This window comes from Chryseobacterium sp. FW101-FHT12H09, assembly GCF_058790395.1.
Genome location: NZ_JBYTCP010000003.1, coordinates 329,343 through 351,495 on the forward strand (window position 1 = coordinate 329,343; position 22,153 = coordinate 351,495).

General features: G+C 33.8%; 16 protein-coding genes and 1 tRNA gene. 8 read left to right on the top strand and 9 right to left on the bottom strand.

Going from position 1 to position 22,153, the window contains the following annotated elements; translation table 11 throughout:
- Nucleotides 1-52 precede the first annotated feature (52 nt).
- Complete coding sequence (gene recQ / locus AC3WRL_RS12230) at nucleotides 53-2,257, bottom strand: DNA helicase RecQ (protein ID WP_492330385.1); 2,205 nt, start codon at nucleotides 2,255-2,257, stop codon at nucleotides 53-55.
- 161 nt (nucleotides 2,258-2,418) lie between these two features.
- On the opposite strand from recQ, the gene AC3WRL_RS12235 reads away from it, so the two are divergent.
- The 5 genes from AC3WRL_RS12235 (at nucleotide 2,419) to AC3WRL_RS12255 (ending at nucleotide 11,330) form a co-directional block, all read left to right on the top strand.
- The gene (locus AC3WRL_RS12235; RefSeq protein ID WP_214824114.1) at nucleotides 2,419-3,378 is read left to right on the top strand and encodes a KpsF/GutQ family sugar-phosphate isomerase; all 960 of its coding nucleotides are present in this window, start codon (nucleotides 2,419-2,421) and stop codon (nucleotides 3,376-3,378) included.
- Nucleotides 3,379-3,483: 105 nt separating this feature from the next.
- On the top strand, nucleotides 3,484-4,311 hold the full coding sequence (gene tatC, locus AC3WRL_RS12240) for a twin-arginine translocase subunit TatC (RefSeq protein ID WP_214824112.1): 828 nt from the start codon (nucleotides 3,484-3,486) through the stop codon (nucleotides 4,309-4,311).
- Nucleotides 4,312-4,572: 261 nt separating this feature from the next.
- Nucleotides 4,573-7,527 carry a reprolysin-like metallopeptidase gene (locus tag AC3WRL_RS12245; protein WP_492330386.1) on the top strand — a complete coding sequence of 985 codons (2,955 nt, stop codon included), beginning with the start codon at nucleotides 4,573-4,575 and terminating at the stop codon, nucleotides 7,525-7,527.
- A gap of 158 nt (nucleotides 7,528-7,685) precedes the next feature.
- On the top strand, nucleotides 7,686-9,317 hold the full coding sequence (locus tag AC3WRL_RS12250) for a M1 family metallopeptidase (protein ID WP_214824107.1): 1,632 nt from the start codon (nucleotides 7,686-7,688) through the stop codon (nucleotides 9,315-9,317).
- 156 nt (nucleotides 9,318-9,473) lie between these two features.
- Entirely contained in the window at nucleotides 9,474-11,330 is a 1,857-nt protein-coding gene (locus AC3WRL_RS12255) for a M61 family metallopeptidase (protein ID WP_214824103.1), read from the top strand.
- Nucleotides 11,331-11,411: 81 nt separating this feature from the next.
- On the opposite strand, the gene AC3WRL_RS12260 is transcribed toward AC3WRL_RS12255, so the two are convergent.
- The 3 genes from AC3WRL_RS12260 to pepE all read right to left on the bottom strand — a co-directional run bounded on the left by AC3WRL_RS12260 (nucleotide 11,412) and on the right by pepE (nucleotide 14,770).
- A complete protein-coding gene (locus AC3WRL_RS12260) occupies nucleotides 11,412-12,581 on the bottom strand; it encodes a sensor histidine kinase (protein WP_214824100.1) in 1,170 nt (389 codons plus the stop codon).
- A 7-nt stretch (nucleotides 12,582-12,588) separates the two neighbouring features.
- Entirely contained in the window at nucleotides 12,589-13,962 is a 1,374-nt protein-coding gene (gene dacB, locus AC3WRL_RS12265; protein WP_492330387.1) for a D-alanyl-D-alanine carboxypeptidase/D-alanyl-D-alanine endopeptidase, read from the bottom strand.
- 112 nt (nucleotides 13,963-14,074) lie between these two features.
- Nucleotides 14,075-14,770, bottom strand: coding sequence for a dipeptidase PepE (gene pepE / locus AC3WRL_RS12270; RefSeq protein ID WP_261512470.1), 696 nt, complete (start codon nucleotides 14,768-14,770; stop codon nucleotides 14,075-14,077).
- Nucleotides 14,771-14,965: 195 nt separating this feature from the next.
- On the opposite strand from pepE, the gene AC3WRL_RS12275 reads away from it, so the two are divergent.
- Nucleotides 14,966-15,535: a tetratricopeptide repeat protein gene (locus AC3WRL_RS12275; protein WP_492330388.1), complete on the top strand. Its 570-nt coding sequence runs from the start codon at nucleotides 14,966-14,968 to the stop codon at nucleotides 15,533-15,535.
- A 62-nt stretch (nucleotides 15,536-15,597) separates the two neighbouring features.
- Here AC3WRL_RS12275 and AC3WRL_RS12280 read toward each other — a convergent pair whose 3' ends face one another.
- Nucleotides 15,598-16,086, bottom strand: a complete 489-nt coding sequence (locus AC3WRL_RS12280) for a YdeI/OmpD-associated family protein (protein ID WP_214824077.1) — start codon at nucleotides 16,084-16,086, stop codon at nucleotides 15,598-15,600.
- A gap of 154 nt (nucleotides 16,087-16,240) precedes the next feature.
- On the opposite strand from AC3WRL_RS12280, the gene fsa reads away from it, so the two are divergent.
- Nucleotides 16,241-16,894, top strand: coding sequence for a fructose-6-phosphate aldolase (gene fsa, locus AC3WRL_RS12285; protein ID WP_214824074.1), 654 nt, complete (start codon nucleotides 16,241-16,243; stop codon nucleotides 16,892-16,894).
- A gap of 55 nt (nucleotides 16,895-16,949) precedes the next feature.
- Here the strand turns inward: fsa and AC3WRL_RS12290 are convergent, their stop codons facing one another.
- The 3 genes from AC3WRL_RS12290 to AC3WRL_RS12300 all read right to left on the bottom strand — a co-directional run bounded on the left by AC3WRL_RS12290 (nucleotide 16,950) and on the right by AC3WRL_RS12300 (nucleotide 20,134).
- A complete protein-coding gene (locus AC3WRL_RS12290) occupies nucleotides 16,950-17,837 on the bottom strand; it encodes a GLPGLI family protein (protein ID WP_492330389.1) in 888 nt (295 codons plus the stop codon).
- A gap of 66 nt (nucleotides 17,838-17,903) precedes the next feature.
- Entirely contained in the window at nucleotides 17,904-19,769 is a 1,866-nt protein-coding gene (locus AC3WRL_RS12295) for a M56 family metallopeptidase (RefSeq protein ID WP_492330390.1), read from the bottom strand.
- Nucleotides 19,769-20,134, bottom strand: coding sequence for a BlaI/MecI/CopY family transcriptional regulator (locus tag AC3WRL_RS12300; RefSeq protein ID WP_089029799.1), 366 nt, complete (start codon nucleotides 20,132-20,134; stop codon nucleotides 19,769-19,771). The genes AC3WRL_RS12295 and AC3WRL_RS12300 overlap by 1 nt, the downstream gene beginning before the upstream one ends.
- A 329-nt stretch (nucleotides 20,135-20,463) precedes the next feature.
- On the opposite strand from AC3WRL_RS12300, the gene AC3WRL_RS12305 reads away from it, so the two are divergent.
- A complete protein-coding gene (locus AC3WRL_RS12305; protein ID WP_492330391.1) occupies nucleotides 20,464-21,045 on the top strand; it encodes a hypothetical protein in 582 nt (193 codons plus the stop codon).
- 1,035 nt (nucleotides 21,046-22,080) lie between these two features.
- Here AC3WRL_RS12305 and AC3WRL_RS12310 read toward each other — a convergent pair.
- A tRNA-Met gene (locus AC3WRL_RS12310) sits at nucleotides 22,081-22,153 on the bottom strand.

A 22,153-nucleotide genomic window follows, 5' to 3' on the forward strand; every position in this document is an offset into this window, starting at 1 on the left:
TATAATAAAAGAACCTTACCCATGATATCGGATAAGGTTCATATTTTTAAATTTAATTAGCGACGTCACTAATGAATTTTATCCTTAGCATTCTTACCTCTTCATCAGAAAGCTCATCTCCGAATTCATCCAAAAGTACTTTCATACTGTCACTCTCAGAGTCATTCATGAATTCCATGAAACCATCTACAATATCTTCATCAAAATTATCTTCAACATAATAATCGATATTCAGCTTTGTCCCTTGATAAACGATACTTTCCATTTCTTTTAACAATTCATTCATCGTTAAATTCTTGGCTCTTGCAATATCCTCAAGATCAATTTTTTTATCTGTACTCTGAATGATAAATACTTTATGGCTGGATTTATTAGCAACCTGCTTCAAAACCATATCCTGAGTACGCTCAATATTATTATCTTCGACGTAAGTTTTTATAAAATCTGCGAATTCCTTACCATATTTTTTTGCCTTTCCTTCACCTACTCCATAAATTTTAGCTATTTCTTCCAACGTGATCGGATATTGAATCGTCATGTCTTCCAAACTAGGATCCATGAATACCGTGTAAGGCGGAATTCCGTATTTTTTAGCTACCTTTTTTCTTAGTTCTTTTAGAAGTCCAAATAAATTCTTATCCATAGTACCTCCCGCTTCCATTTGAACCTGATCGCTCTCTGCTTTTGTTTGTGACAGATCAAATTCACGGTCTTCGGCGATTAAAAAGGCATGTTCTAATTTATTATCCAAAACCTGTAGCCCTTTTTCAGAAATCTTTAAAACACCATAAGTTTCAATATCCTTTTGTAAAAAGTTTTGAACAGTCGCCTGTCTTAGAATTGTTTTCCAGTAATTATCTTTTTCCTCCTTTCCGAAACCGAAATAAGAAGTTTGTTCTAATTTATAGGACTTTGTCACCGCATTTTCTTTTCCTACGATAACAGAGATCAGATCTTTAGATTTAAATTTTTCTCCGGTTTCTTTGATCAGCTCCAGAACCTTTTCCAAATCTTTCGTGGCATCTTTTAATTTTGGTGGATTCGATGCATTATCACACATTTTAGCTCCCTCACCGGTAACAGGATCGAAAATTTCCCCAAAATAATATAGAATATACTGTCTTCTGCTCATAGAAGTTTCAGCATAACCTACTACTTCATTTAAAAGCTGCAACCCGATCTCTCTTTCAGAAACAGGCTTCTGAGCCAGGAATTTCTCAAGCTTTTCAATATCCTTAGGATCATAAAAAGCTAAACAATATCCTTCTCCGCCATCTCTTCCGGCACGTCCTGTTTCCTGATAATAGCTTTCCAAGGATTTTGGAAAATCATAATGGATCACAAAACGGACATCCGGTTTATCAATACCCATTCCAAAAGCAATGGTAGCAACGATAACATCAGCATCTTCCATAAGGAATTTATCCTGATTTGCTACTCTTACCTTTTGATCCAAACCGGCATGATAAGGTAGTGCATTGATCCCATTCACCTGTAATAACTGGGCAAACTCTTCTACCTTTCTTCGGCTCAAACAGTATATAATCCCTGATTTACCTTTATGCTGATTAATAAATTTAACGATTTCCCGATCTACATTAACCTTCGGGCGAACCTCATAGAACAAATTGGCCCTGTTAAAACTTTCTTTAAATACCAATGCATTGATCATTCCCAAGGTTTTCTGGATGTCATCCTGAACTTTTGGGGTTGCCGTTGCGGTAAGTGCGATCACAGGAACATCTGCGATTTTATCAATAATTGTTTTTAAATTTCTGTATTCAGGCCTGAAATCATGCCCCCATTCTGAAATACAGTGTGCCTCATCAATAGCAAAGAAAGAAATTTTAACTTCCTTAAGGAAATCGAGATAATCTTCTTTAATTAATGATTCCGGAGCAACATAGAGTAATTTTGTTTTACCACTTTTAATATCATCAAAGACCTGTTTAGTCTGTGTTTTATTTAATGATGAATTTAAAACATGGGCTACTCCATCATCAGATGAAAGACCATTTACGGCATCTACCTGATTTTTCATTAAAGCTATTAAGGGAGAAACTACTATTGCCGTCCCTTCGGAAATAAGTGCCGGAAGTTGGTAACATAATGACTTACCTCCTCCTGTCGGCATTAAAACAAATATATCCTTCCCCTCTAACAGGTTTTCTATGATTTGTTCTTGTTGACCTTTAAAAGTAGAAAACCCGAAATACTTTTTCAATTCGCCTGATAAATTGGCTTTTTTTGCGCTCATCTAATTTTCTATTGCTAAATTTGCATCTAATCCAAAGTTATAAAATTTTTGCTTATAATAAAAGCGAACGAATTTATAAAAAATAAAATTTATATTAAATATTCTTTTTAAAGTATAAATTTATATCGGAAGAATTTTGTATACAAACTGTAAAGGTAAAAATGGAAAGAGATAATATCATTTCAATAGCAAAAAGTACATTAGAAATAGAAATTTCAGAACTTGAAAAATTAAAGAACAGAATAGATGATCAATTTGTAAAAGCAGTAGAGGTTATTCATTCTGCGAAAGGAAAATTAATCGTTGTAGGAATTGGAAAATCTGCTCACGTTGGAAATAAAATTGTGGCCACATTAAATTCTACAGGAACTCCTTCTCAGTTTTTACACGCCTCAGAAGCCATTCATGGAGACCTGGGAGTAATTCAAAAACAAGATGTTGTTTTATGTATCTCAAATTCTGGAAACTCTCCGGAAATTACCAATCTCGTTCCGTTTCTAAAAGATTATTCTTCTGCATTAATTGGAATGACTGGTAATAAAAAAAGTAAACTGGCAGAATTTTCTGATATTATTCTTGATACCCATGTTGATTTGGAAGCTTGTCCCAATAAACTCGCTCCCACAAGTTCCACTACCATTCAAATGGCTCTTGGAGATGCTTTGGCAATCTGCTTGATGGAACTTAATGATTTCAAAGAAAATGATTTTGCAAAATTCCATCCTGGTGGAAGCTTAGGGAAAAATTTAACCTCAAGAGTTGAACAGTTTCTTTCTTCACAAAAACCTCAGGTTACAGAAGATGCTCCTGTAAGAGATGTTATTATTTCAATCAGTGCATCAAGCCACGGAATCACTGTAGTTACCAACGACGAAGAAATTATCGGCGTGATCACAGATGGGGATTTAAGAAGAATGCTTCTGAAAGGTGAAGACGTTTCCAAGGTTTTGGCTAAAGATATCATGTCTGCTCATCCAAAAACAATCGAAAAAAATGTTTTAGCTAAAGAAGCTATGAAAGTTCTGAAAGAAAATAACATCGGACAACTTATCGTTACTGAGAATGGTAAGTATTTCGGAATTATAGATCTGCATAAACTGCTGGACGAAGGAATTAACTAAACTCAGATATTTGGAGTTTTATTTAAAGGCCAGACTTAAGCCCTGATAAATTAAAAACCAGATTCTATAAATATTTCATAAATTTGAAGCTTAAATACATATTCTGTGAGTGAAGGTAAAGAAATGTCCTTTCTGGGACATATTGGAGAATTAAGAGGTCATCTTGTCCGCTCAATTATTGCTATTATAATCGCCGCTTTTATTATTGGTTTTAATATCAATTGGATCATGGACCATATCTTTTTTGGACCTACAAGAAATGACTTCCCTACTTTTAGAATTGTCAATCATTTTTCAAGAATAATATTAGGAAGTGATAGTATTCATCTACCTAAAGAATTTCCTGTTCGTGTACAAAGACTTTACCAACAGTTCAATGTAATGATGGCTGTTTCTATTTTTGGCGGGATTGTTTTGGCATTTCCATATATTGTATGGGAATTATGGCGTTTTATAGGTCCTGCTTTACATCCTAATGAAAGGAAAAACTCAATTTTCATTATCAATGCAGTTTGGATTTTATTTATGTCAGGAGTTTTATCCGGATATTTTTTAATCCTTCCTTTTGCGGTTAACTTTGGGGTGATCTTTAAGATTTCAGATATCATTATCCCCCTTTACGATTTAAGTGATTATACCACTTTGTTTTTACAGGTAGTTCTGGGTATGGGTGTTGTTTTCCTTTTTCCAATTCTGATTTACTTCCTTACAAGCATAGGAATTTTAAATCCAAAATTCATGCGGACTTACCGCAGACATGCCATTGTTCTTATTATGGTAGTCGCTGCTATTATAACTCCTGCAGATGTTTTAAGCATGATCATGGCAGCATTACCGTTGCTTTTATTGTATGAATTCAGTATTGTAATGTGTTCTTACACCTACAAAAAAGTTCAGAAGCGTGACGGAAATCTTCCTGTCGTTCAGAAATAAATAATTAATTTATAATAAAAAGAGCCGGTTTTCATCATTGAGAATCGGCTCTTTTTCCTGTAAACATTAAATACTCAAATTATTTTTTTCTTTAAAACAACAGCATTAAAACAAATAATAAACAAATTATCATTATTATAAAAAAAACACTCATATAAACAAACAAAAATCATAAAATAAGCAGAAAAACAAATATTCTTATAATTAAATGTTTATTTTTGCAACAAAAACATAAATTAAATCAATTTAATTATAAACACGATGAACAAGAAATTTATTTTCGCATTTGCGTTAGCTACCAGCCTAACGAGTTTACATGCACAGCGTTGGGAGCCTATTTCCCAAAAGATCACTCCAATAAGGAAAGAAGTAAAGGTAATCTATTCTTATAAAGTTGATCTCAATTCCCTGAGAGAGCTTTTGAAAAATGCACCAGAAGCTGGAAAAGGAGCTACTCCTGTAGTTATTTCTTTACCTACAACAAACGGCAGGATTGAAAGATTCTCTGTTTACAGTTCCCCTTCAGTTGAAAAATCAATGGCTGACAGATATGAGCTTGGAGCCTATTCAGGTGTTGGATTGGATAATCCCAGTAAGCAGATTAGATTCAGTACTGCTCCCAATGATTTCCAGTCGATGCTTTTTGATACCAAAACAGGGCAATATGAATTTATAGAACCCATCAATAAAGAAAAAGATGTATACGGAGTATTCTTTAAATCTAATAAAACATCGGACGGGAGTCCTTTTGAATGTAAAACATCCGAATCTGAGCAATCAAAAAAGCAGATGAAAAAGTTATTGCGATCAAAAAGAAATGGCAATAATATAGGAAATTTGGCTAAAAGTAATGACCAGAAATACAGAACGTACAGATTAGCGATCTCTGTAAATGGTGAATATACCCAACTCGCAGGAGGTGTTCCTGGTGCTGCAGCCCGCATCAATACAACCATGAACCGGGTAAATGGTATTTTTGAAAAGGACTTTGGCGTCCATATGATTGTTCAGGATCTCCCACAGCTGATATTTACGGATCCTGCTACCGATCCTTATTCAGATGTTATATGGGATGTACAAGATAGCAGGTGGAACTATCCTGAGGAATGGAATTTAGAGCTCCAACAAACCCTTACCTCTACCATAGGTAACAGCGCTTATGATGTTGGACACTTCTTTGGACACAGAGGTGGCGGAGGACTTGCTGGTGATATCGGAAATGTATGTAGAAACCCTGCCAATAATGATGATAAAACTTCAAAAGGAGCAGGGATCACCTCACCTAGCACAGTTGATCAACCATACGGCGATACCTTTGATATAGACTTCGTTGCCCATGAATTAGGCCATCAGTTTGGTGCTGAACACACAATGTCTACTAAGCTACATGGCTCTCAAATGGAGCCCGGATCAGGGTCAACGATTATGGGATATGCAGGAATTACCACCGCTAATGTACAGATGAATTCAGATCCTTATTTTCACATCAGAAACATTGAACAGGTACAGGCATATACAAACTCTCAAAATTGCGGCTCTGTAACCTCTATTACAAACACTCCACCGACAATACAAGCATTTACTAATAAAACAATTCCCAAAGGAACCGCCTTCGTATTGACAGCCTCTGCAATAGATACAGAAAATGACCCGATGACCTATACATGGGAGCAATATGATCTTGCATCAACTACGCTTGATCAGGTAAGTCCTACCCGAACTGATGGAGCCAATTTCAGATCATTACTTCCTACAGATTCCCCAACACGATATTTTCCAAAGTTTTCAAGTGTTCTTAATGGAACCCTTACCAACACTCAGGATTGGGAAACCGTATCCGATGTAACCAGAGAAATGAACTTTAAGGTAACTGTAAGAGACAATAATCCAGCTGTTACTCAACAGCAGACACAAAGTGCTCTAGCCAAAATAGTTGTTGGGAATGATGGGCCATTTAAAGTAACCTCATCTACAGTGTACAATGATATACCCGGAGCTATTACCTGGGATGTTGTAGATACTAATAACAGCATCTATAATGTATCAAACGTTAAAATAGACTATACTACAGATAATGGAAATACTTGGACAGTTATTACCCCATCGACCCCTAATGATGGAGCAGAGCCCTATTCATTCGCTTCGCTTGCCACAGGTTCAAGTTTAAAAATAAGGGTAAGTGCTGTCGATAATATATTTTATGCCATAGGCAATGCTACTGTATCAGCCTCAGAAGCCTGTTCTTCAATAGCTCCAACAGGAGTTTCTATTTCCGGGATTACAAAATCTTCTGCCAGCATAAACTGGCCTGCCCTGCAAGGAGCTACCTATTCACTAATGTATAGAAAAACAGGAACTGCCACATGGACAACAACTCCTGTAGCAACAAACTCTTATTATGCTTCCGGATTAGATGAAGATACCCAATATGAAGTTCAGATAGCCAATATATGTGGATCCACTATCGGGAACTATTCTACATCTATTAACTTCACAACTCTTACAATTTCTCCTTGTATAGTTTCTTCATTTCCTAGATTTGAATTCATATCCAATGTTACAGTAACCCCTAATGGAATGTCTGCTATTTCAAATGACAGTGGTCCATCACCTTATACAGACTATACTACAGATCCTACAAAACTAATTACCCTTACAAAAGGATCATCTGGTAATGCAATTAGCATAGCAAAGCAATGGCCGGAAGTTCAATTTAGCGATGGAGTAACCGCTTGGATAGATTTCAATAGAGATGGAATCTTTTCCGATTATGAAATAATTTTCACCAGTGCTCCTGATGAAACAACCCCTGTTTCCGGAACCTTCTCAGTACCTGCAAATGCCTATATAGGAAAAGATACTATAATGAGAGTGATGATGAGTGACGAGCAGCCACTAGATGCATGTATCAGTCCACCTTACGGAGAGATTGAGGATTACCCAATCAGAATACAGGATAATACGCTTAATACCAACAACATAACAAAGGACAATGATTCCATTCAGCTTTATCCTAATCCGACAAGCGACCTATTAAACGTAACTAAAGTTTCCGCAAAAGCCAAATATACCATCATTAATATGACTGGACAGATTGTAATGACTGGCCAGATCACAGATAATAAAATCTCGGTATCAAAACTGACTGCAGGAGCTTATGTCATTTCAATAGAAGACAAAAACACAACTTCCAATTTGAAATTTATTAAAAAGTAAAAAATAAAATTCTTTAGGTTAAGCCCGGCAATGCAGCCGGGCTTTTTTATGCTTTTAATACGGACAATTTCTTTCCATTATTTATATTTTTGCTTTTTCACAATTTTGCTGTTAATTTAATTTTCTATTTTTGAAAAGATTATTAATAAAGTTTAAAAATGAAAAAACTATCATATACACTTTTATTTGCATCAGGCCTGGCTTTTGGTCAGTTCTTCGAGAAACCTGAAACCTTTACAAAACAAGATACTTTAAAAGGGTCTAACACTAAGTTCAGAAACTTTTGGGATGTTAAGAAGTATGAGCTTTCGGTAGAACCCGATTTCGACCAGAAAAGCATCAAGGGAACAAATAAAATCAGTTTTGAGATCATCAAGGACGTAACTAACCCCATCTTTCAAATTGATCTCCAAAAACCTATGAAAGCTGATAAAATAGAAGGAAGTCTTCCTATTAGTGAATTCAAACAGGATGGTGATTTTATTTTTATTACGACCAATAAGAATTTTAAAAAAGGAGAAAAATATACCATCGATGTTACCTATTCCGGAAATCCTGTCATTGCTAAAAAGGCACCTTGGGATGGAGGCTGGGTTTTTACCAAAGATGAAAATGGAAATCCATGGATGAGTGTTGCTGATGAAGGAATCGGAGCTTCAATATGGCTTCCTACCAAAGATATCTGGAGTGATGAACCTGACAATGGAATGATCATGAAAATTATTACACCTAAAGATCTTGTAGGTGTGGGGAATGGAAAATTAATTGATAAAAAAACAGAAGGCGATAAAACCACATACACCTGGGAGGTTAAAAATCCTATTAATGCCTACTCTATCATTCCAAACATTGGAAAATATGTAAACTTTAAAGATACTTTTAATGGTGAAAAAGGAAAACTGGATCTGGATTATTGGGTATTGGATTACAATTTAGATAAAGCAAAAAAACAATTCCAACAGGTAAAGCCAATGCTTTCAGCCTTTGAGTATTGGTTTGGCCCATATCCTTTCTATGAAGATTCTTATAAACTGGTTGACTCCCCTTACCTGGGAATGGAACATCAAAGTAGTGTTGCTTACGGAAATAAATATATGAATGGGTATCTGGGAAAAGACTTATCCGGAACTGGGGTTGGACTGAAATGGGATTTTATTATTATTCATGAAAGCGGACATGAATGGTTTGCCAATAATATTACAGCAAAAGACCAGGCTGATATGTGGATCCATGAAAGCTTCACCAACTATTCTGAGGTTCTTTTCACCGAAAAATACCTGGATAAAAAATCTGCGGATATTTATGCAATCGGAATTCGAAATATTGTAAGTAACGATGTTCCGATTATTGGTAAATATGGAGTTCGCAATGAAGGCAGTGGAGATATGTATCCTAAAGGAGCGAATATGATCCACACCATCAGACAGATAATCAATAACGATGACAAATTCAGACAGATCTTAAGAGGTTTAAATAAAGAATTCTATCATCAGACTGTAACTACTCAACAAATTGAAAATTATATTAATTCTAAATCGGGTATTGATTTTTCAAGTATCTTTAATCAATACTTAAGAACAATTAAAATTCCTACACTTGAATATTCTCAGCAAGGAGAAACGTTAAAATTCAGATATACGAACGTCGTTAAGAATATTAAACTTCCTATCAGAATAGATGGAGATCAAACGATAACTCCAACCCAAGAATGGCAGACGGTAAAGTTGAAAAAAGGTACCCCAATAGAGTTTAATAAGAATTATTATATCAACTATAAGAAGGTGCAATAGAAGTAAAAATTCAAGATTATTAAATCATAAATTCAGTATTTTTATTTTTTAGTCACTTTATGTGAATAAAACTTAAGAAAAGTTTAATACGTTATTTGACTTCAATCTGTAACAAAATCATTTTTAGAGCAACTACTTAACTATAAATTCTAATCAATGAAAAAAATAGCACTTAGCTTAGGTATTCTAGCCGCAGTTCTGGCCAATGCCCAGTCTATTAAAACCAATATTGACTTAGTCAATGTGAAAGACGATAAAGTGGCCGTTACCATGGAGTTCCCTAAAATGAAATCCGGTAATGTAAAATTCCATTTTCCAAAAACAGTTCCCGGAACGTATTCTGTGGATGATTATGGCAGATTTATAGAAGGCATTAAATTCTTAGACAACAAAGGAAAAGAATTGGCTTTTACTAAAGTGGATGACAATTCGTATGCTCTTAAAAATGCACAGTTTTTAACGAAGATAACGTATCTGGTAAACGATAGTTTCGATGATGAAGGTAATACTGAAAAACATAAAGCAGTATTTTCGCCTTCAGGAACAGATATCGAGGAAGGAAAAATATACCTGATCAATACTCATGGATTCATTGGGTATATCGATGATATGCAGGATGTACCTTATCAGCTGGTGATTCAGAAACCAAATGATTTTTATGGAACCACAGCATTGGTAGATCAGGATAAATCAGAGGCTACAGATACTTTTACCCTGGCTAATTATGCTAAAGTAACAGATTCTCCATTAATGTATACAAAACCTGATTATATTACTTTCAATGCAGGAGGTATGGATTTGGTTTTAGGAGTATATTCACCAACAGGAAAATATAAAGCTGCAGATTTTAAAGAAAATCTTGAAAAGATGGTTGTTGCTCAGAAGAAGTTTTTGGGTGATATGAATACCAATAAAAAGTATGCAATTATGCTTTACCTTTCTGGTTCAGACGGACCACACATCAAAGGTTTCGGAGCACTGGAGCACCATGAGTCTACAAGTGTTGTATTACCTGAATTAATGCCGAAAGAAGCGATTGACCAAACGATTACAGATGTTGTTTCTCACGAGTTTTTTCACACAGTAAATCCACTGAAAACACATTCTGAAGAAATTCATTATTTTAATTATGCAGATCCTAAAATGTCTCAGCATCTTTGGATGTATGAAGGTGGAACAGAATATTTTGCTAATTTATTCCAGATTCAGGAAGGATTGATCAATAAAGATGAATTCCTGAAGAGAATGGGCGAGAAAATAAGCAATTCAAAAAGCTTCAATGATACGATGCCTTTTACAGTAATGAGTAAAAATGTACTTGTAGAACCATATAAAGATCAATACCGAAATGTGTATGAAAAAGGAGCATTGCTTGCAATGTGTATGGATATTGAATTGAGGAAGTTGTCGAATGGTGAAATGGGATATCGTGATATGATCAGAAAGCTATCTCAGAGATTTGGAGAAAACAAGCCATTTAAAGATGACAAACTGATCGATGAGTTAGTCACTGTTACCGGATATCCACAGATCAAAGATTTCTACAACAAATATATTGCCGGCAGCCAACCAACTCCTTATGCAGAATATTTAAGTCAGGTTGGTGTTGAAGTCACTAAACAGGAAACACCTCCTATTTTCTGGATGATCAAAGATCCAAATCAAACAGGATTTAATGAAAAAAATAATACTTTTATTTTTGATGAGAATTCTCCATTATCTCCTTTTGCAAAAAGTATAGGTTTTAAAATCACGGATGAAGTATTTGCAATAGACGGAAAAACGATTGATGTTAAAAACATACCTGCTTTCATCAGTTATACCAAAACAATTAAAGACGGACAAAATGTTACTGTAACTGTCTTAAGAAAAAATGGTGACAAGACTGATAAAATAGATCTTAAGGGAAAAGCAATTTTAGATAAACTGACAAAAGAATCACTTCAGTTTAAAGCTAGCCCAACACCAGCGGAACAAAAACTGCAGGATCAGTGGTTAACTGGTAAGAAATAACAAAATAACAATAACAGAAAGCGGGGACTAATCCCCGCTTTTTTGTTTTATTCAAGTATAGTAAGACTAAATATAAGTTAATTAAGCTTTCTTAATGGTTATCCTAAAAGTAGTTCCTTTTCCAACTTCTGTTTGTGAGATTTTGATATCTCCATTATGGTATTCCTGTACCACTCTTTTTGCCAGCGACAATCCCAATCCCCACCCCCGTTTCTTTGTAGAATAACCGGGTTTAAAAGCATTTCTCGCCTGATTTTTTGTCATTCCGCTTCCACTATCTTTTACTTCCACCAGAATATTTTTATTTCTTTCAAAAACAGACATCTGTAATGAACCTTCCCCTTTCATTGCATCTACCGCATTTTTAACTAAATTTTCAATCACCCAGCTCATCAGAATCTTATTGTGGGGAACCAAAATAACATATGTTGGCAACTGTAAGGTAAAACTGATCTTCTTAGAGATCCGTGATTTTAAATATTCATAATTTTCCTGAATCATCTGATTAAAATTCATATCATTCAGCTCCGGTACAGATCCAATTTTCGAAAATCTCTCGGAGATGGTTCTCAATCTTTCTATATCTTTTTCGATCTCATAAATCCCTTCAGATTCCGGACTTTCCAATTTCATGATTTCCATCCATCCAATCATGGATGAAAGAGGTGTTCCTATCTGGTGGGCTGTTTCCTTTGCTAATCCGGCCCAGACATATCCTTCGTCGGTCTTTTTAATCGTTCTTAGGAACCAGAATGAAAATAACAGATAAGAGAGTATGAACAAACCCAGAAAATAAGGATAGTACCTTAGGTTATTAAGCAGTGATGAGTTATCATAGAAAACAAACTGCTTATCACCATTGGCCACTTCAATTTCAAATGGTGCATAATTATTTTCCATTTTTGCGATCAGTTTTCTTAGTTCCTGTGGGTTTGCAAGAATTTCTTTCGCAATATTCCGTGAACTTCCTTCAAATATAAAAGGTTCTTTATTTTCATCCGTTAAAATCGATGGGATCTGATCATTCTCAGTTAAGATCGCAAATAATAGTTCTTGTGTTTCTGAGCTTTTCTGCTTGTTATCCTGTAAAATTTTTATGGCAGTAGCGAAAACTTTTATCCTTTCTGCCTCTTTCTCTCTTAAGTTTTTAATGAGAATATTCGAAGAGACGATCAAGGCAATAACGATTACCGTAAGTAATGTAAATACAAACCAGTTATTGATCCTCGATAAAAACGGACGATTTTTCATTACTCCTTTATTTTAGAATATTCAGAATTTTTTGCAATTCTGCATTTCCACTTCCCTGATAGTTATTAATAATTATAGAAAATACGTATTTTTTTCCATCTTTAGCCGTTTGATACCCTGCAAAAGATTTTGTATCCCTCATAGTACCACTTTTCATTTTCATCCCATTCTCCTGAGTAGGAAAACCATCATAATAAGATTCAAACCAAGATTGTTTTTTAGCATATAATAAAGCCTGTACTTCTGCTTTTGCTGAAACATAATTCTGTGGAGAAAGGCCACTTCCGTCCGCAAAATTGATCATATTCGGATTGATACCATTCGATTTCCAAAATTCTTTAAGGTAAGCTACTCCACTTTTAAAACTTGAATTTCCTTTTTTCTCTTTTCCTAAAGTTTTAATTAACGTTTCACCATAAAGGTTAATACTTTTTCTTAAAAACCAATAAATAATTTTATCTAATGTCGGTGATTGATATGTAAGGATTATATTTTTCTTTGGAGTTTCAAGAGGTTGTTTTCCTTCCATTTCAAGTTGCGAATTGGTAATTACTTTTCCCGAAAAATCAATTCCTGATTCTTTAAGCCACTGTTTCACCTCCACCCCTAGCTGCAATGGTGGATTAGGAGTAGCTCCTGATACCGTTACTGTTTTACCGCTTGGTAAGGTTCCATTAATCAGAGCCACATTAGAGCGTGGCGCAGTAAAAATAAGACTCTGGTCGGAACTTCCACCAGCTTTCAGATCATTCAGCCATTGTACCCCTTCTAAAGGATAAGAAAAGCTTTTAAATTCAGTTCCGTTTATATTGATGTCAAATTGATTTTCTCGCCAATTCACTCCCCATACTCCAGCTCCATAATAGTTTCCAAGATCATCCCAGGGCCAGCCGCCGGGAATAGTCTGATGATCAAAATAAGAATCATCAATAATTAAATCTCCAGAAATCTTTGCTACCCCCAATGTTTTAATAGCTTCAATGAGTTTTTTCTTAAAACTTTCGGGCTTATAAGCTTCATACCTCCAGCTTCCCAAGGTCGGATCTCCATTGGAAGCAATAAAAAGATTTCCATTTAAGGTACTTCCTGAGATAGCACCTGAGTAGCTTGATGTCGTTTTGAAAGTATAATCTTTCCCTAACGTTTCCAATGCTGCTCCTGCTGTAAATATTTTCTGTGTAGATGCTGTAGAAAGTCCTTTATTACCTTGATATTCATAAATTAAATTTCCCTTATCATCTGCTACATAAAAAGATAAACTGGATGCAATCCCTCCCGAAGAGTTCATCAAATCTTTCGTAGCATCATCTAATTTTTGAGTAATATCTTGAGCAAAAACTATTTGTGTAGAAAATATAAGAACAGCAAGTGTTTTTTTCATTGAATTTTAGTTTAATAAAATTGATCTATCCATCATTTGCATAAATCTATTATACGATAAACAAATGTTAAGTATTCAATTCTTTATTCAAATATAAAAAAGATTGTTTGAATTAAATTAATGAACTTCCGGTCTCAATTTCATAAGGTTCTTTTCCTTTTTCGAAAATTCGGGTCAACTCACTTCCTTCAACAGTAATTTTCTCGCCTATTCTTCTGATCCAGTTTCCTTCACGAAGTCCAACTACTTTTAAATCATTCTGGGTTAAAAATTCAAGAATTCTTGTTTCTCTTGTTTCTCCATTATGTTTTAATTCAGGGTTTGGATCTAAATAATGTGGATTTAAATTAAAAGGAACCAGTCCCATACAATCGAAACTTGGTGGATATACGATCGGCATATCATTCGTAGTTTTCATATTTTGTCCTCCTATGTTACTTCCGGCACTGCATCCTAAATAAGGTTTTCCACTTTCTACATTATTTTTTAAAACTTTCATCACATTTTCTTCATGTAAAGTTTTAACCAATAAAAATGTATTTCCGCCGCCTGTAAAATATCCTTTGGCGTTATTTAAAGCTTCAACTTTATCTTCAAATTCATGAAGACCCTTCACTTTTATATTGATTGTATCAAAGAAAGAACGGGCTTTTGCCGTATAATCGTTATGGGAAATCCCACCTGGTCTGGCAAAAGGAACAAAAATGATCTCGTCAATTCCTTTATATAACTGTATTAATTCTTCTCTTAAGTATTCTAAATATTCTCCGCCGAAAATTGTGGATGTTGAGGCTAATATGATATTCATAGAAGGAAATTATATGGTTTGTAAAAAAAATAGTTGAACTACAAAGATAAACTCAAACATCAACGAATCAAAAATTAAGCTAAAAAAAAACACTTATCCGTTAATATTTTCTAAAAAAACTTAAAGCTTCTAAAATTTGAGCCTTTGTGGAATTATTATTGAACTTTAGACTATAGAATTTTAAAATATAAGATTATGAAAATGATTAAAATTAATATCAAAAATCTATTTTTAGGTTTATTATTTGTAGGAAGTGCCAGTTTTTTAAATGCACAAACTACTAAAACGGACAGTACAAATAATACAGCTGATACAGCAGCTACTACTGCTGCAACTCAGTCAAATCCGACTACTATAGATGCCCTTAAAAAACAAATCGAGGCCAATCCAAAGGATACAGAATCACTAGGAAAATTGGCTACAGCATATCAAGAAGCGTCAGACTGGACCAACGCAGTTGCTACCTGGAAAAAAATATCTGTATTATTACCAGACTGGGCTCCATCTTATTATAGTCAGGCTTATGCATATCAAGCGGCTAAAGATGATGCCAATGCAAAAATTGCTTATGAAAAGTATATCGCTACTGTAAAACCAGAGGAAGTGGAACAAAATAAGAAGAACTTAGCTTACGCCTATTTTTATCTGGCCTTTACAGAACAGAAAAGTGATCCTGCAAAAGCAAAAGAACATATCGCTAAATCGATACAGTATGATCCTAGCAATCAGGATGCTGTAAAACTTAGCAAAACTTTAAATTCATAGTTAAAAAAAATCCGGGAAAAATTTCCCGGATTTTTTTTAATCTTTACTGTAATAGTTTATTTCTAATTAATTGTCTTTCCGAAAAAATCAGTTTCCCCTTTTAAATGCCTGATGATTTTTTCAATATTACGCTGGATACTTTCTTCAGTTTTCAGATTGTTGATGTACTTGATCAATTCTAACCTTCTTGAAGGAATTAAATTTTCAAAGTTACGGAGCGTAACAGGATCTTCTTTAATTGCCTGATCCAGTTTCGGATGAATGCTTATACTTCTGTCTGAACTATCATATTCTATTGAAACTTCCAACATTTCTCCAATTCTCTTTGGTGAATTTTTCAGCATAATAAGATTAATGTACAACCTCCATTCCCCTAAATACTTCATCAAATTCTGTTTGTACTCTACACCATTCACAGTTCCTTTAACCGGTATTGGACTTTTATTTCTTTCCGAAGCTTCAAAGATTATTTTTAAAACCTCTTCTGGAACAAAAATAAAAGGATTGATCCCGATAATTTCAAGCTGGGCTGTAAACAGATTATTTTTCATGGATAACAAATTTAAAAAAATTGTTTCTTATTTATATTCTTTCACAAATGATAACTTTAATTTTCAACTTCTAACAAAACAGCAAGTATCTCCCCATTAATTTTCCACTCACAAAGTATTCATTATCTTTGCATAAATAAATCTATTTAACAAAATGAAATTTTTTATTGACACTGCTAATTTAGAGCAAATTAAAGAAGCAAAAGACCTTGGGATTTTAGATGGTGTAACCACAAATCCTTCGTTAATGGCAAAAGAAGGAATTCAGGGAGCTGAAGCTATCAGAAACCATTATAAAGCAATTTGCGAGATCGTAGATGGTGATATTTCTGCAGAAGTACTTTCTACTACTTATGAAGAAATGATAAAAGAAGGTGATGAATTGGCAGCAATCCACCCAAACATTGTGGTAAAAATCCCAATGATCAAAGATGGTATCAAGGCGTTAAAATATTTTTCAGATAAAGGAATCAGAACAAACTGTACTTTAATTTTCTCTGCAGGACAAGCTCTTTTGGCAGCGAAAGCAGGGGCTTCGTATGTTTCTCCTTTCTTAGGAAGATTAGATGATATTTCAACTGACGGATTAAATCTTATTCAGGAGATTCGTTTGATCTTTGATAACTATATGTATGAAACAGAAATTTTAGCAGCTTCTATCCGTCATTCAATGCACATCATCGACTGTGCTAAGATCGGTGCAGATGTTATTACTTCTCCACTGCCTCCAATCTTGAGCTTATTGAAACATCCTTTAACGGATAGCGGATTGGCTCAGTTCATCGCAGATTCTCAGAAATTAGCTTAATAGCTAACAACAATATGGTAAAAAAAATCCCGAAATTCAGTTTCGGGATTTTTTATTATTTGTATAAATCAGGTTCTATTCTGTTATTGTTTTTTTGCATATCTTCTTTTGCTTTCTTTTCAATGTTCTTGTACATCTCATTTGTGTCAATATCTTTCCCATCCTGATTTTTCATCCTTACTACAGCACCGGGAGGAAGCGTACTCATGGTTTGCTTCATGTCTTTTGTAGGATCCGTCTGGTAATCTTTCCAGGCTTTTTTAAATTGCTTTTTAGTTACCTCAATATCTTTACCACCTAAACCAATCATTGTAACGCCCGGCAATTGCACGTCTTCTTCTGAACTTATAGTTGTTTTTTTATTCGCAACTAAAGTCATTATATGCGACCCCGTTTTATCCTCCAATTTTACAATTAAACCTGGTAGTCCATAAAACTTATATGGTCCGTCCTGAAAAGGAATATCTGTACTAAACCATGCGATCCATTCCCTGCCACCATACGTTGCTGTTGCCTTCTGAGTATTATATTCCCCTATTTTTTGTTTTTCGGAAAGAATTTTCCATTCAGGTTTTTGATCTTCCGTTATTTTATAGGTTGTTGTTCCTATTCTTTCTAAAAGTGACACATTATAGTCGGGATAGGTCTTTGTAACGCTTGTAAAGATCATTCCCGGCTTTATATTTTTCTTGATATTGATGCTTCCCCCAAATCCGCCTTTCATCTGTTTTGCAATATCAGCCTTTGCTGTAGAATCAGATACAAATTTTTCCCGACTGTAATATTTTGAGCCATTTTTATCGATATCCAAAAGCATTACATCACTTTTCACATCTGCTTTATTGGTGGAATCTGAAATATATTTGTAATCATAATAAAATCGATTTACCTGTCCATTAGCAAATAGGCTTAAAAGCAAAAAGAGTAGAATATTATTTTTCATAGTTTATTAATAAAAAAGGCTTTGTCAATATAAATTTCCTTAATATTAACAAAGCCAGTTGGAACTTTATTTTTTGGTTTCAATTCTTATTTCGCTGGAAGAATCTCCGTCCTTTGAACGTTTATTAATATTCATACTCTTTATGTTAGCTGGATTTAATGCCTCCATCTCTTTTTTAGTAACCTGCTTGCCATCTATAAAAATTTTGGCATCATCATTTCCATTAAATTTAAAATTCTTCACTCCATTCATCGTAATATTTCCATTTCCGTCTTTTTTTACAAAGTCTGCATGCATCAACATAGCCGGCTCTTTTAAATCACTGAAACTGGTACTGGAATTAAATATATACGCTCTTCTGTTATTACCATCTAAAGCTCTTCTTTCCGCTTCAAGCTTAGCTCTTTCAACATCCAGTTTAGCCCTTTTTTCATTAAGTTTTGCTCTTTTCCTGTCTATTTTAGCTCTTTTTGCTGCGTACTCCATAGCCCCTTTTGCATTTTCAGAAGCTTTAGCAAGTTCTGCAGCATCCCATTTCATGTCTTTAATATCCTTGAATTTCATTACTTTCACTCGAGGAGCATTAGGAGGTGATGGGGGTGACGGAACCTCAGAGAAATCAAAGTTAATTTCTGGAATTTCTGGAATTTCGATATCCATATTATTCTTAAGATCTTTTACTTTATTTTTCCATTCATCAGATTTGAAAAAATCATTGATCTTTTTCACTTCACTTGCATTGATCATATAAGCCATTCTAAAATCATCCGAACTTGTAATTTTTCCCATTTCTGCAGAAAGTGTACTTAGTTCATCGACATTCTTTTGAAACTCCTTACTTTCAGGTTTAAGCTCTTTTAAGGCCAGGCTTTTTTCCTGAATTTTCTTTCCAAGGTCTTTTAGTTTCTCAGTTTCCCTTTTTCTTAATATTTTTTGCTGAGGCTCATCAATTTTGCTTAGTCTACCCGGTGTAATAGTGTCCTTTTTAATTTCGGTCACCTTTTTCACCCGAGGTTCTTCCTTAATTTGAGCTACAGCCTCATGAATAGCTATATTCGATTCTTTAATTTCCTTATTCTTAGCATTTACCATATAGGCAAAAGCAACAGTAAATAAAACCGGTAATGCAAAAATTCTTCGCGCATATCCGAATTTGGTTTTGGGTTTTTGTAACATTTTTAATCGTTTTTTTAGATTTGAACTTAAAAACGGACTGGTTGCAGGTAACTGTGTTCCGGAAAAGTGACTTGCTAAAAGCATCTGCGCAAATGCTTTTGTGTCCGATTGTTTGACGGCCTTTTTATCAGCCAGATATTCGTGGATTAATGTAAGTTCTTTCTTTATGAGATAAAAGAACGGATTGAACCAGAAAACGGAAGTAACCACTTCGATAAAAATTTTATCAAATGAATGTTTCTGCTCAATATGTACCATTTCATGCTTTAAGATCTGTTTACCTATATCAGAGTTCAATACAATTGAATTTTTCCAGAATAGATTCTTAAAGTAAGAAAAAGGTGCTTCAGTGAGATTGGTATGGTAAAAATTGATCCCATCAAAACTCTCTTTATGAAATTGATTTTTAAGCTGCTGGATCTTGATGATCCCGGAGATGAATCTTCCTATAAAATAGAGAGAAACCAATCCCAAAGCTGAAAAAATAATTCTAAAATAAATGTGGTCATTGCTTATGTTTTTATCTGAATTAAAATTCTGTACTTTATTTATTAACAGGTACACCTCATTATTCACTTCTATTGTAAAGTCATCTACCTTTATAAGGGGTAATAATAATGACAGTAATATGGCCGATAACAAATAAAATCTGTTATAATGATGAAATGTCTTGTCCTTTAAAGACAACTGATAATACAAAAACGTTACACCTGAGCATAAAATAACTTTTCCAAAGTATAGAAATAATGTTTCCATCAGTTTTTCTTTTTGAGTTCGCTTAATAACATTTCAAGATCTTCAACAGTCATTTCGTTTTTTTCTACAAGAAAGGAAACTGCACTTTTGTACGAACCTTTAAAGTAGTTTTTCACAAGGCTTTTCATGGTTTTCCCGGAATATTGTTCTTTAGTGATCAATGGAAAATATTCGTGCTGCCTTCCGTATACATTATAATCCACAAACTCTTTATCCTTTAATACTTTTAAAATAGTAGAAACCGTATTGGTATGTGGCTTAGGTTCTGGAAATAAATCAAGAATATCTTTTAGAAATCCTTTTTCAATTTTCCAAAGGTATTGCATCACTTGTTCTTCTGCTTTTGTTAAAGTCTGAATTATCATATCCTGCTCATTTATTCATTAATGATATTGTATGAATTTCTATATCACTATGAAATTAGTTATACAAATGTAGAAATAAATATCAATCAAACAACTATTTTTCTAGTGATAAACCTTAATAAATCATAACCAACTGATAATCAATTAAATATTTTTAATTAAAATATGTTAAATTTTTAATGCGTATTCATTATCAGCTGAATTATCAATACTAAATCATTGAATTATAATCTAAATTCTTAAAACTTGTTAAATTTTATTAAATAAAATTAAAATGAATATGTTTAAACTGAGAAAATATATTTATTTTAGTGCTTTAAAAATTTCTCATGAAAAGATATAATTTACTGATTGTACTATTACTACTTATTTTTAACGTGACAACTGCTCAAAAGAAGGGTTCTCCTGCTGCAGATTTCAGCGCTTTAAAAGAAGCAAAAACTAAAATTGAAAAAACGGTTCCAGCTGTTATCGGACACCTACAGACGATAGCAACCAAAGAAGGGGACAATAATATTCTTACCAACGGAAAGATCGCATTAGGAAAGGAATATGGTATTTTAGAATCTGAATGGCGTTTATACAGAGGAAATATGAACAATTGCATTCTGAACAATTCTTCTAAAAAAGCAAAAAAATGTATGGAGTATCATACTCAGTATTTGAGAAATACTTTAATCAATTACAAAAACTACATTACGTATCTAACGAAGAAGAATGGATATCTGGGTGTTGAAGGAGATACTAAGATCGATTTCAATCCAGGAGAAATTACAACTAAGCTAAATGAAGCGTACTTTAACGGAAATAATGCAGCCAATAGAATGAAAGGGGGTCAAAAGACTGAGTTTCTGGGGCAGAATATGGCTGAAGACATCAACTTAACACCTTATAATCAACTCGCTCAATAATATATAATCCCGCTTCTAAAGCGGGATTTTTTTTTCACCAAAAAGTAATACTATACCTGTTTCGACCTCACCCCAGATATTTATTTTTTATTTTTTTATTCTCACCAAACATTATGTTATTATATAGTTCCCAAAGAGTATACAAATATTGAAATGAATATTCATGACTTGAGTAATAGAAATAGGTCATCTCGAAATTTAAAGTAAGTCATAGCCGATACCAATTTCTTCATGAATAAAATTAGCACTTTACTTTACTAGACCCAATCAGAAACTTTAACTTTTAGTAAAGAATATGTATTCAATTTTCACATATTTATAGACAAACTGATCTTTTCACAGTTTCAAAGCTCTATTTTTCATCCAATAATCTGTATGTTATTAAATCTATTTGAGTTATTTAGAAAGTAAACAGAACGAAATACAGAAAATTATAATACAAAAAACATCTTTTATATTCTTTCATTATACATAATAATGTAGCCAACTGCACAGGCGCTGGAACTGGAATGGTATAAAATTTTGCTATACTTACTATATACACTTATATGAGATATTTTACAATAGTTGTTTTGATAATTTTTGCAAGTTGCCATAAAAAAATAAGCCAACCAATAGTTGACTACAGTACAAACTACAGTGACAATGAGCGTATGCTTTCACTATCAGCAGGACTAAAAAAACAAAAGCAACAAACAATTGTACTCATTGATCAAAAAGAATCTGATTATGATACTTTCAGGAATCTTATTGCATAAAATAAAATTAAAAATCTTAAAATAATAAAAGATAGCTCAGAAATAAAACTATTGAATTATCCTTATGATAGAATTAAGACCATAATTATTGCCACAAAAAAATAATAAAGAGGCTATTTTAAGCCTAAACTTGTTCTAAATCCTATTGAAAAAATTAAAGTAATCTCCTGCCGGTTCAGTGCAAATAATTTTCAAAACTGTATGTTTTTTTTATATAAAGATGAAAATAACTTCAAACAAAAAAGAGAACCACAATGTGATTCTCTTTTTGCTTTAGTAGCGGGAACCGGACTCGAACCGATGACCTTCGGGTTATGAGCCCGACGAGCTACCTACTGCTCCATCCCGCG